The sequence below is a fragment of the Halomonas sp. TH-94 genome, assembly GCF_057473365.1.
The window spans coordinates 1-11,908 of record NZ_JBYCKL010000076.1 but is presented as its reverse complement, the minus strand read 5'-3'; the positions used below and the strand labels follow the sequence as shown (position 1 = coordinate 11,908).

Below are 11,908 nucleotides of genomic sequence, written 5' to 3'. Positions count from 1 at the left end.
TTCCACGTTGCCGCTGCCGGCCATGTAGCGCACCGCGATGTCGTACAGCGAGAGGCCGATCACCAGCACCACGGTGCCGGCCACCACCGGCGGGAACAGGTGGCGAATGTACTGAATGAAGTAGCCCACCACCATCATGCTGATGCCGCCGATGAGCTGGGCGCCGAGAATGCCGGCAATGCCGAACTGGCCACCCACGGCGACCAGGGTGGGTACGTAGGCGAAACCCACCCCGAAGATGGCCGGCAGGCGTGCGCCGAATTTCCATACGCCGTAGAGCTGGAACAGCGTACTCACGCCCGATGCCAGCACCGCGATCTGAATCAGCAGCAGCCGTTCTTCCACGCTGGCGCCCACTACGCCCGCGACGATGATGGGCGGGGTGATCACGCCGGCAATCATGGCCAGCACATGCTGAAGCGAGAGGGGCAGGGCCTTGCCTACGCTCGGCCTGCCGTAAAAGTCAAAGATGGATGCGTTGACTTGCTGCTTGGGCATGAGGACTTCCGATCTGTTCTTGGATTTGTATTACATCGACTTGCTTTGTTGTCTACAGTAGCTGATAAAATTGTATACTAGAAATATTTTTCATATCCAATTCGGTCGTGGCAAGCACACCCTTCCCATTCCTTTTGCCCTCGTGGTTCCAAAGCCCACGCGACACTGCCGAGCTTCCACAACGCTGGTAGTATGTGGCGACTTTGCCGTTGATGATTTCCCTTCGTCGGGCCGCTGGGTCAGGCTGGCGGGGCTTCATGCAGGACAGATTGCGGAACCGAACTGTGGGCACGAGATGACCATCGAAAAACTCAAGATGAAGACCGAGGACCTGTCGCTCGAGCTGGCGCGCGCCATCGCGAAGCTGGCTCCGGAGGTGATCACGGAGATGAAGGACGAGCAGGGTCGGCTCAAGGAGGTCATCGACTTCTCCCGGCTGCGCCAAGCGCTGAGTGACGTTGCCGTCGATGAACAGCAGGAGCGCTACCAGTTGGACTGGCCGGGCAAGCGAGCCGCGCTACGTGAAGCGAATACCTCGATTCGAATGGCGCTGCGCCCGGCAGAGGCCGAAAGCGTCGATTTCCCGCAGACACGCAACCTGTTCATCGAGGGCGATAACCTCGATGCCCTGAAGCTGATCCGCGAGTGCTACCTGGGTAAGGTCGACGTTATCTACATCGACCCGCCCTACAACACCGGCAGCGACCTGATCTACAACGACAGTTTCATCACGGGCAGAAAGGAGTACCTGGAAAAAAGCGGCCAGCGCGACGAGGCAGGCGGCAAGCTGGTGGCCAACTTGCAGAGCAACGGCCGCTTCCACTCCGATTGGCTGACGATGATGTACCCACGGTTGCGGCTGGCGCGCCAGCTGCTTTGTGAGAGCGGCATCATCTTCATTTCGATCGACGACAATGAGCGCGCCAACCTCGAAAAGCTGTGCGAGGAAGTCTTTGGCGGCGGCAACTTCCTGGGCTGCTTCGTCTGGAAGCGCCGTAGCGGCGCCATGGATGCGGTGACCAATCTCAGTGAAGACCACGAATACGTGCTGGTGTATGCCAAGGCGAAGGCGGCCCTGAAGGGGGTCGAGCGTACCTTCGAAAAGTATACCAATCCCGACGACGACCCCCGCGGGCCGTGGATATCGGACAACCTGAGTGCCGGGAAGCCGGGTGGGGATACCCACTACGCCATCAAGGATCCGGCCACCGGCAATGAGTTCTGGCCGCCGAAAGGGCGCTATTGGCCCTATAGCCGTACCACCATGGCGCAGAAGATCGCCGAGGGACGGGTAATATTCCCCAGGCAGGCCGGCGGGACGCCGATGCTGAAGCGGTTCGCCTCGGAAGCCATGAAGCCGACGATACCGGTCTCCTCCTGGATCGAGCGGCCGGGCGCCGGCAATGGGCAGAGCACGATCGTTTCGCCGATGAACAGCATGGCTACCCGGGCGCTAAAGGAGCTGCTGGGGGAAAAGCTGTTCTCCTTTCCCAAACCGGTGGATCTGGTAAAGGCCCTCATCGATCAGGGCGGGTCGAAAGACGCGCTGGTGCTGGATTTCTTTGCCGGCTCCGCTACCACCGCTCAGGCCGTGATGGAGTGCAATGCCAAGGATGGTGGCAACCGGCGTTACATCCTGGTGCAGCTGCCGGAGGTTCTCGATGAACGTTCGGACGCCGCGAAGCGCGGGTTTCGTACCATCGCCGATCTCTCGAAGGAGCGCATACGGCGTGCGGCGGGCAAGGTAATGGACGGAGAGTGCCATCCTGAGTGGCGGCGCGACGTCGGGTTTCGCGTGCTCAAGGTCGATACGTCCAACATGAAGGATCTTTTCTATCGCCCCGAAGCGCTCGGGCAAGGCGACCTGCTGGAGGCGGTGGAAAACGTCAAGCCGGGACGTACGGCCGACGACCTGCTCTTCCAGGTACTCGTCGATTGGGGCGTCGATCTGGCACTGCCCATTACCCGTGAGACGATGCAAGGCAAGACGATATTTCGGGTTGCCAGTGATGCGCTCGTGGCCTGCTTCGACATGGAGGTGACCGAAGCGCTGGTCAGGGAGCTGGCGAAAAGCCAACCTCTCAGGCTTGTGCTGCGCGACCAGGCCTTCGCCTCGGATGCCACGCGCATCAACGTCGAACAATTGCTGCGCCAGCTGTCGCCCGCTACGGATCTCAAGGTGATCTGATGGCCGTCGTGACCGATATACGCTACGTGGAAAAGAGCAAACGTTACCGTGTATTCGTCGACGGCGTGTTCTGCACCAGCGTAAGGGAGCGCACTTTTCCCGCCCTGGGTATCGCTGTTGGGCAGGCAATCACCTGTGAAGAAATCGTGCGCCTGGAAAAATTCCACTGGAAGAACGCCTACGGCGAAGCGGCCTGGAAGAAAGAGAAGGTGCGAATCGCCCGAGTGAAGGAGATCATCGAATCTCGCTTTTCCGGCCTTGAGGTAACGGTCGAAGGCTTTGGCGCAGATTCCAATGACTTCATTCCCACCCATCCGGACGAGTCGGGTAAGCCCGACTTGAGCATTCACGGCAAGCAATCGGGGCAGAAATACTGCGCTCTCGAGGTGACGGGCACCGAGGTAAGAAGAGGCACCGATTACTGGGTCAGGCCCGATAAATTGCGCTATGCCCAGAGCCATCCGGAAGAGAGCGTCTGGATATGTCTGCACTATGCAAGCCCCAGCGAGACGCTGGTATTCATCCAACCGGACATGAGCAAGCGCTATCAGCCAACGCCGGTACCTGTGGGGAAAGCCGTCGAGCATTACGTGCTTTTCTCCGACGCCTCTCCGGAGACCAGGAGCCTGAACGATTTTTTCCATTTCCTGCTCTCGCAGCGGCCTGAAAACATCTTGGCGAGCCGTCATGAAGATCAGATTTAAAGTTCAGCCCTACCAGACCCATGCCGTGGAGTCGGTGGTCGACTGTTTTGCCGGCCAGCCGCATGCCCAGGGTCTGCCCACCCCCACGGAGCCAGGCCCGCAGGGGCAGGCCAGCGCCTTTGACGAGGTCTATCGCAATGCCGACTACCTCATCAGCGAAGCGCGTATTCTCGAGAATATTCAGGCGGTACAGCGGCGCCGTAATCTGCCGGTTTCCTCCTCGCTGACGGATTTCACGACCCTTGGCGGCAAGGGCGAACGTGTACCCGTGAAACCGGCCTACAGGCGTGATGCCCTGGCAGCTACCCGTGTGCATCTCGACATCGAGATGGAAACCGGCACGGGCAAGACCTATTGCTATATCAAGACCATATTCGAGCTAAACAAGCGCTACGGTTGGTCCAAGTTCATCATCATGGTGCCCTCCATTGCCATTCGAGAGGGGGTGTACAGATCGCTGCAGATGACAGCCGATCATTTTGCCGAGGGCTACGGCAAGAAGGCGCGCTTCTTCATCTACAATTCGAAGCTGCTGCATGAGCTCGAGGGCTACTCGACCGACGCCGGCATCAATGTCATGGTCATGAACATCCAGGCCTTCAATGCGCGCGGCAAGGACAATCGCCGCATCTATGAGGCCCAGGACGACTTCCAGTCACGCAAACCGATAGAGGTCATCGCCGCTAACCGCCCCATCCTGATAATGGATGAACCGCAAAAGATGGAGGGGGCGGCCACTCTCGAGGCGCTGCCGCAGTTCCATCCGCTGATGATCCTGCGCTATTCGGCCACTCACCGCACCCAGCACAACCGCGTGCATCGCCTCGACGCTCTCGATGCCTATCACCAGAAGCTGGTGAAGAAGATTGCCGTGCGCGGCATTCAAGTGCGAGGGCTGTCGGGTACCGACGCCTACCTGTATCTGGAAGGAATCGATATTTCGAAAGCGTCGCCCGTGGCGCGAATCGAGCTGGAAGTGAGGGGAAAGGACGGCAGGATCAGGCGCAAGCTGCGTCGGCTGGGCTGCGCTGACGACCTCTATGTCGTCTCGGGTGGGCTGGAGCAGTATCGCAACGGTTTCACCCTTAGCCAGATCGACTACCACACCGACACGGTCGAATTCACCAACGGCGTGAGGGTGGAAGCCGGCGAGGCCTGCGGCGACGTGGCCGAAGGTGACATTCGTCGCATTCAGATCCGTGAGACGATCAAGGCGCACCTGGACAAGGAGAAGCAGCTGCATGCCCAGGGCATCAAGGTGCTCTCGCTGTTCTTCATCGACGAAGTGGTGAAGTACCGCGACTACGCTCAGGCCGATGAGAGAGGCGAGTATGCGCGAATCTTCGAGGAAGAGTATCTGCGCCTGAAAGAGGAAGCCCTGGCAGAGCTTGCCCTGGAGGGTGGGACCTATCGCACCTACCTGAGCGAGATTTCCGCCGCCAGCACCCATCAGGGCTATTTCTCCATCGACAGGAAGTCCCGGCGCTTGAAGGACCCCAGCGTAGGTACCCGCAGCCTCGACTCCGACGACGTGGATGCCTACGACCTGATCCTCAAGGACAAGGAGCGGCTGCTCTCGTTGGCCGAACCGACACGCTTCATCTTCTCCCACTCGGCCTTGCGGGAAGGGTGGGACAATCCCAACGTGTTCGTCCTGTGCATGCTCAAGCACAGCGACAATGCCATATCCCGCCGCCAGGAAGTGGGCCGGGGCTTGCGGCTGTGCGTGAACCAGCAGGGCGAGCGGATGGACAATCCGGCCGTGGTCCACGAGATCAACGAGCTGACCGTGGTTGCCAGCGAGAGCTATACCGATTTCGTCACGGGGCTGCAGCAGGAGATTGCCGCGACCATCACCGAGCGTTTGAGCGACAGCGATACGCAGCTGCCCAGGGTAGAGGATGGGCGCAAGCCGAAGACCAATCCGCTCAATGCCAACTTCGACAAGCAGGAGTTTCAAGCGCTGTGGCAAAGGATCAACCGCAAGGCGGCATATCGCGTCGACTTCGATTCAGACGAACTGATACGCCAATGCATCCAGGCACTCGATAGTCAGCTGCGTGTGGCGCCGTTGCAGTACATCGTACAGCGCGGTTCGCAGAAGTCCGGCATGAGCGAGGAAGCGTTGCGCAAGGGGGAAGGGTTTGCCATCGAAGAGAGAGCCACCGAGCGTGCGAGGTCGGCCTCATCGCAGGTGAAATACGACCTGCTCGGCAAGGTGGCCGAGAGCGCTCAGCTCACCCGCAGAACAGTCGCCGGAATTTTCCAGGGCATCCAGCCTGCCGTGTTCAATCAGTTCAAGCACAATCCCGAGCAATTCATCACCGAGGCTTCGCGGCTCATCCATGAGCAGAAGGCGACAATCGTTCTCCAGCAGCTGCGCTATGAGGAGTTGGAAGAGCGTTATCACATCGACATCTTCACTGCCGCGCAGAGCGGACAGGATTTCTCTCGTGCCACGGCCAGGCTGAAGAAACATGTCTACGATTACGCCATTACCGACTCCGACATCGAGCGCAGGTTCGTGCAGGAACTCGAGGTCAGCGCTGACGTGGTGGCTTACGCCAAACTGCCCCGCGGCTTTCTGATCCCTACGCCGGTGGGGGATTACAATCCGGACTGGGCGATCTGCTTTCGAGAAGGTAGCGTCAGGCACCTCTATTTCGTTGCCGAGACCAAGGGTGGGCTCTCGGCAATGACGCTACGCGAAATCGAGCGGGTGAAGGTGGAGTGCGCCCGCAAGTTCTTCGACGACATCGGCCGCCGTACCCACGACAGTGGCGTCAAGTACGAGGTGGTGACAGATTTCGACACCCTGATGGACCTAGTGGGGCAGCCGACTCGGGCGTGAGCGCAGGAAAAAGTAACCGGCCGGCTTGTATGCCGGCCGGTTCATGCTTGCGCTTCAGACCACTTTAGCCCGCTTTGCGGTTGACGTCCTGCTTGGCCAACTTGCTCAGCTTGTCGTCGGTGGCTTTCTCTTCCTTTAGGGTCTCGGCCAGAACTTCCTTGGCCTTGGTATGGCCCAACTGCTCAGCCAGCTCGCAAAGCGTGCCGTAAGAGGCAATCTCGAAATGCTCTACCTTCTGCGCCGCTGCAATGAGGCCGGCATCGCGCAGGGGGCCTTTCTCGGTGGAGTCGATCAGCTCTTCCCCCTCCTGAATCAGGCTTTCCATGGCGTAGCTCTTGAGTCGCTTGATACGGACGTCGGGGATGGAGTCGGCGGCCTGTTCGAGGCGCTCCAACTGTCCCTGGGTCTCTTCGAGGTGGTGCTGGAAGGCTTCGACCAGTTTCTGGTCGTGGGCAGCGCGAGCCATCTTGGGCAGCGCTCGGGACATCTGTTTCTCGGCGTTGTTGGTCTCGGAAAGCAGACGCATGAACAGTTCTTGCGCATTCTTGATCATCATGAGGTTCCTCCTCTGGCTCGTTTCCTTTGCCGTCTTCCTTCTCGGCCTTTCTAACGTAGCAGCTGCCTGACCAGGCTTTATGTGCCATTCGGCGACGTTATGTGAGGATATGAAACCCGACCGTAGCGGATGGCATCCTTCACCCCCCGGCTCAGATCCGTTCGCGCTACAACGGTGTGGCTTCTATAACTAGTGCAGAGCTTTTCTTGCCGACGAAAGGAGTCGTTTTATGGACGCAATATGGAAGCTGGGGAGCCGCAGCGTAGCCGAACACCCTGCGCTTGCCGACAACGTCGAGGTCGACGTGGTGATCGTCGGCGCCGGGATCACCGGGCTGACCGCAGCGCAGGCACTGGTGGAAGCCGGCCAGCGGGTCATGGTGTTGGAAGCGGGGAATGTCGGCGCCGGCGTGACGGGGGGCTCCACCGGCAATCTTTATGCGACGCTGGCCTCGGGGCAGGCCCCGCTGCGGCGCAAATGGGGAGATCAAGTAGCGGCAGACGTGGTGCGCGCAAGAACGCAGGCGCTCGAGCATGTCGAGTCGCTTGTCGCACGCTTTTCCATCGACTGTCAGTTCCAGCGCCAGCCGGCCTACCGGCTGCTCACCGAAGATCGCCAGCAGTCGCAGCACGACCTCAACGACGAACTCGATGCCCTGATCAGCGCCGGGCTCGATGCCGAGATTACCGACGGTCCCCGGCTCCCCTTCGACAGCTGGGGTATTCGGATCGCTAACCAGGCGCAGTTCAACCCGCTGCACTACCTGCAGGGGTTGGCGAACCGCCTCATCGGTGAAGGAGCATTGATCCATCAGCGCAGCCCGGTGCGCGAGATCGATGCCGCGAATGGCCTGGTCAAGACCGATGCGGCCTGCATCAAGGCGAAGGAGATCGTGCAGGCTACCCATACTCCCAAGGGCATCAGCCTGGTTCAGGCGGGAATGCTGGTGTCTCGCGAGTATGCGCTGTGCGCGAAGCTGCGTAGCGGCGAGTACCCCGACGGCATCATCTGGTTGCTCGATCCCTTCCACTCGCTACGCAGCTATCGACACGGCGACGAGCAATACCTGCTGGTGATCGGTGAGAAGCACAAGACCGGCGAGCACCATGGCGATCATTACCAGCTGCTGCGCGAATACCTCGAGAGTCGATTCGATATCGAGACCTTCACTCATCAGTGGTCGGCCCAGCAATACAGCTCTCCAGACGGGTTGCCCTATATCGGTCGCATGCATGGGCGCGACAACCTTTACATGGCCACCGGTTTCGCTGCCGACGGTCTGGTGTGGGGTACGCTGGCCGGCCAGATCATTGCCGACCAGATACTGGGCAAGGAGAACCCCTGGCAAGAGCGTTTCGGTGCACGCCGTATCACCCCAGGCAAATCTGCCCTGCAATATGCCAAGGAGAATGCCACCGTCACCAAACACATGCTCAAGGATTACTTCGGCACCGAGAAGCTGCAGAGTTTCGACGAGGTTCAAGAAGGCGAGAGCAGGGTGGCCACCGTGGACGGCGAAAAGCTCGCCATCCACCGTACGCAAACCGGCGAACTCAAGGTGTTCTCCGCCGTATGCCCGCATATGAAGTGCATCGTGCACTGGAATGCCGCGGAAGCATCCTGGGACTGCCCCTGCCACGGAAGCCGCTTCGATACCGAGGGAGAGGTGATCGAAGGGCCGGCCTATCGACCCTTGACCCGACACGAGTGACAGGGGCGCGCGCAGCCTGATGGTGGTCCCGCCGACTCTCCATTGGCCAGTCGCTGCCCAGGCAGCTCATTGAGGTTGGCGCCTGGGCAACTCGGGTAACAGCGGCTCGCGTCGGCTGAGCGGAGTACGCAGCCACATGACCATGAGTGCCACGGCCAGCAGCACCTCGGCCAGGTCGCCGCCGTAATACATCAGCCGAGCGGCGGCCTGGATCTCTTCCACGCTATGGCCGGTGCCACGTGGCCAGTGGTAGCCGTACATCAGCTTGCCGAGCAGCGCGTGGGTCGCCATGGAGAGAAACAACACCCCCAGGCGAAAGCGCAGGCCGAGCCGGTGCGGCGAGGGGTCAGGCCCTGCCAGGATGGCCCAGCAGAACAGGTAACCCGCTAACAGGAAGTGCAGGTGTACCCAGTGGTGCACGACATCATTATGCAGCGATAAGGCATACAGCGGGGTGAGGTAGAGCAGGTACATGCCCCCGATATTGAGCGTGAGAGCACTGAGCGGATGCGATACGACCCTTACCGGCAGGCTCTTGAGCAGGCTGGCGACACGGCGTGACGCCGCCTGGGGCAGCGAGCGAAGCAGCAGCGTGACGGGAGCGGCCAGGACCCAGGCCAGCGGTGCCAGCATGCCCATCACCAGGTGCAGCGCCATATGTCCATACAGATCGTGGTGTGCCCAGGCCATGACTGAAGGCGCCAGTGCCTTGGCCAGCAGCAGGCTTCCCAGAATGAAGAAGGCGCTGCGCCAGGGACTCCAACCGTTGCCGAGCCGGCGTTGCCAGCCGGCAGCCAGCAGATAGCAGACGGTGATCAAGCCTACCAGAGTGAGAGGCAGCCAAGTCAGCAGCGCCCCGGCTTCCGCATGGGCATGGGTGTGCTCCGTCATGCTTCAGCTCCGATCCAGCCGCCTGGCGCGACGATAGAGCCAAACGCCTACCATTAGCAGCGCCAGGGCGGAGAGGATCCACGTCAAGTCGTAGAAGAACAGGTTAACCTCGTAGCGGATCTGATGAATGCGCAACAGCTTGTGACTGACGATACCGTCGAAGAGCTGAAAGCCCCCCATACCGAGGAAAAAACCCGACCAGGCCCAGTGGGTCGCCAGCTTTCGACGCTGGGCCAGATCGATCAGCAGAAAGGCGCCGATCACGATGGCGAGCAGCTCCGCCGCGTGCAGCAGCCCGTCGGAGACGATGCCGACGGTCGGCGTGGCATGATCGAAGAAGTGATGCCACTGCAAGAGCTGATGAAAGACGATCTCGTCGATACCGGCCATGACACCGGCTCCGACTAGCGCGGCAGACCAGAGCGAGCGGCGGGCGCTCGTTGGCCTGGAGGAGGAAACGGGAGGAGTCGACATGGCATCCGTGCTCGTGGTGACTTCTCCCAAGGTAGGTCAGCCCTGGCATCGTGCCAACTCGGTGCTGGGCATCGCTTCCCGGGCGGCATAAGTTGGTGTAACTCGTCAGTATGGTTAAGCTGCACACTGTTTCATCGACGGCTGCCTATCGGGTCGCCGAATTCGAATCGCTACTGCACAGGATGTTGCCCCATGTTCGTGATGATTCTTGGCCTCGTGATTTTTCTCGGTGCCCACTCCGTGCGTATCTTCGCCGAAGGCTGGCGCAGTGAGCAGGTCCTGCGTCTTGGCGAGATGCGCTGGAAGGCGCTCTTTTCGGTGGTCTCGATCATCGGCCTGGCGCTGGCAATCTGGGGGTTCGGGCGTATGCGACTCGACCCCATCTGGATCTGGTTTCCCCCGACGGGCCTGCGTCACGCCGTTGCCCTACTGATGATCCCTGCTTTCATTCTGCTGGTAGCGGCTTACGTACCCAACAACCACATCAAGGCCAAGCTGGGGCATCCCATGGTGCTGGCGGTGAAGATTTGGGCCTTGTCGCACCTGCTGGCCAACGGTCGGCTCGGTGACATCGTCTTCTTCGGTGCCTTCCTGCTGTGGGCGGTTCTCGATTTCCGTGCCGCGCGCCGCCGTCAGCCTGCACCGCCGGTGGCACCGCGTCCTGTGGGCACCGCCATTACCTTGGTCGGCGGGCTGATCGCCTACTACCTGTTCGCCTTCCATCTGCATTTATGGGTCACTGGCGTGCCGGTGATGTAATCCCGATAGAAGCGACTGGTGAAAGAGGCGTTGATTTATATCAAGGCAGCATGCTCCTCCTTGGTCGAAGCTAAAGTGGCTGCCGGGTACCGGCTCCACGACCTGAGGGACGACCATGCCTGCCATGATGAAAGCCGCGATATTCGTCGAACCCGGCCGCATCGAGATCGACGACAAGCCCATACCCGATATCGGGCCGAACGATGCTTTGATCCGCGTTACCACCACTACGATATGCGGGACCGACGTTCATATTCTCAAGGGCGAGTATCAGGTCGAGCGAGGGCTCACCATCGGTCATGAGCCGGTGGGTGTGATCGAAAAGCTCGGCGCCAACGTGCGGGGATATCACGAGGGGCAGCGGGTGATTGCCGGTGCCATCTGCCCCAGCTTCACCTCCTACGCCTGCCAGGATGGCTGCAGCGCCCAGGATGGCGGCCACCATGCCCACGGCTACAAGCCAATGGGCGGCTGGCGCTTCGGCAACACCATCGACGGCGCCCAGGCCGAGTACCTGCTGGTGCCGGATGCCCAGGCCAACCTCTCACCGGTGCCGGATGGCCTCAGCGACGAGCAGGTGCTGATGTGTCCCGACATCATGTCGACCGGCTTTGCTGGCGCCGAGTCAGCGGGCATCAAGATCGGCGATAGTGTGGCGGTATTCGCCCAGGGGCCCATCGGCCTGTGCGCCACGGCCGGTGCCAGGCTGCGTGGCGCCGGGCTGGTCATAGCCGTGGACGGAGTCGATGAGCGTCTGGCCATGGCCCGGCAGATGGGAGCCGACGTGACCCTGGATTTTCGCAAGGTCGACGTGGTCGAGGAGATCCTGCGCATCACCGGCGGGCGGGGCGTGGATGCCTCCATCGAGGCGCTGGGTCTGCAGTCCACCTTCGAAGCCGCGCTGCGGGTCATCAAGCCGGGAGGCACCCTGTCGAGCCTGGGCGTCTATTCCGCCGACCTCACCCTGCCGCTCGGTGCCTTCTGTGCCGGGCTGGGAGATCACAAGATCGTCACCTCGCTCTGTCCCGGCGGAAAGGAGCGCATGCGTCGTCTCATGCAGGTGATCGAAACCGGCAGGATCGATCTCGGCCCCATGGTGACGCATCGCTATGCATTGGAAGATATCGTCGAGGCTTACGACCTTTTCTCGCATCAGCGCGATGGCGTCTTGAAGGTCGCGATACAAGCAAGTTGAACAGCGTTGAAACGACATACGGTCTTTTCTCCACAGGCTGCTACCCTTCGTTACACAGGATTGAACGGTCATTCAATGTTC

At 60.6% G+C, this 11,908-nt stretch carries 10 protein-coding genes; 6 read left to right on the top strand and 4 right to left on the bottom strand.

Translation table 11 applies throughout. The features are described from left to right. The coding region (locus AC2VNO_RS14620; RefSeq protein WP_486934819.1) for a solute carrier family 23 protein at positions 1 to 498 on the bottom strand (498 nt) is incomplete at its 3' end. A gap of 295 nt (positions 499 to 793) precedes the next feature. On the opposite strand from AC2VNO_RS14620, the gene AC2VNO_RS14615 reads away from it, so the two are divergent. The 3 genes from AC2VNO_RS14615 to AC2VNO_RS14605 are packed head-to-tail and all read left to right on the top strand — an operon-like array spanning position 794 to position 6,241. Then, positions 794 to 2,686 carry a site-specific DNA-methyltransferase gene (locus tag AC2VNO_RS14615; protein WP_486934818.1) on the top strand — a complete coding sequence of 631 codons (1,893 nt, stop codon included), beginning with the start codon at positions 794 to 796 and terminating at the stop codon, positions 2,684 to 2,686. After that, the gene (locus AC2VNO_RS14610; RefSeq protein ID WP_486934817.1) at positions 2,686 to 3,390 is read left to right on the top strand and encodes a hypothetical protein; all 705 of its coding nucleotides are present in this window, start codon (positions 2,686 to 2,688) and stop codon (positions 3,388 to 3,390) included. Before AC2VNO_RS14615 ends, AC2VNO_RS14610 begins: the two co-directional genes overlap by 1 nt. Beyond that, positions 3,374 to 6,241 carry a type III restriction-modification system endonuclease gene (locus tag AC2VNO_RS14605; RefSeq protein WP_486934816.1) on the top strand — a complete coding sequence of 956 codons (2,868 nt, stop codon included), beginning with the start codon at positions 3,374 to 3,376 and terminating at the stop codon, positions 6,239 to 6,241. The genes AC2VNO_RS14610 and AC2VNO_RS14605 overlap by 17 nt, the downstream gene beginning before the upstream one ends. A gap of 64 nt (positions 6,242 to 6,305) precedes the next feature. Here the strand turns inward: AC2VNO_RS14605 and AC2VNO_RS14600 are convergent, their stop codons facing one another. Next, positions 6,306 to 6,797, bottom strand: coding sequence for a YciE/YciF ferroxidase family protein (locus AC2VNO_RS14600; protein WP_486934815.1), 492 nt, complete (start codon positions 6,795 to 6,797; stop codon positions 6,306 to 6,308). 229 nt (positions 6,798 to 7,026) lie between these two features. On the opposite strand from AC2VNO_RS14600, the gene AC2VNO_RS14595 reads away from it, so the two are divergent. Next, positions 7,027 to 8,508 carry an FAD-dependent oxidoreductase gene (locus AC2VNO_RS14595; protein ID WP_486934814.1) on the top strand — a complete coding sequence of 494 codons (1,482 nt, stop codon included), beginning with the start codon at positions 7,027 to 7,029 and terminating at the stop codon, positions 8,506 to 8,508. Between the two features lie 66 nt (positions 8,509 to 8,574). On the opposite strand, the gene AC2VNO_RS14590 is transcribed toward AC2VNO_RS14595, so the two are convergent. Both AC2VNO_RS14590 and AC2VNO_RS14585 read right to left on the bottom strand, forming a co-directional pair. After that, the gene (locus tag AC2VNO_RS14590) at positions 8,575 to 9,399 is read right to left on the bottom strand and encodes a cytochrome c oxidase assembly protein (RefSeq protein ID WP_486934813.1); all 825 of its coding nucleotides are present in this window, start codon (positions 9,397 to 9,399) and stop codon (positions 8,575 to 8,577) included. Positions 9,400 to 9,402: 3 nt separating this feature from the next. Then, positions 9,403 to 9,873 carry a DUF2243 domain-containing protein gene (locus AC2VNO_RS14585; protein ID WP_486934812.1) on the bottom strand — a complete coding sequence of 157 codons (471 nt, stop codon included), beginning with the start codon at positions 9,871 to 9,873 and terminating at the stop codon, positions 9,403 to 9,405. 192 nt (positions 9,874 to 10,065) lie between these two features. Here AC2VNO_RS14585 and AC2VNO_RS14580 point away from each other — a divergent pair, with 192 nt between their 5' ends. Continuing rightward, on the top strand, positions 10,066 to 10,632 hold the full coding sequence (locus tag AC2VNO_RS14580) for an NnrU family protein (protein WP_486934811.1): 567 nt from the start codon (positions 10,066 to 10,068) through the stop codon (positions 10,630 to 10,632). A gap of 115 nt (positions 10,633 to 10,747) precedes the next feature. Further along, entirely contained in the window at positions 10,748 to 11,827 is a 1,080-nt protein-coding gene (locus AC2VNO_RS14575; RefSeq protein ID WP_486934810.1) for an NAD(P)-dependent alcohol dehydrogenase, read from the top strand. Positions 11,828 to 11,908: the final 81 nt, after the last annotated feature.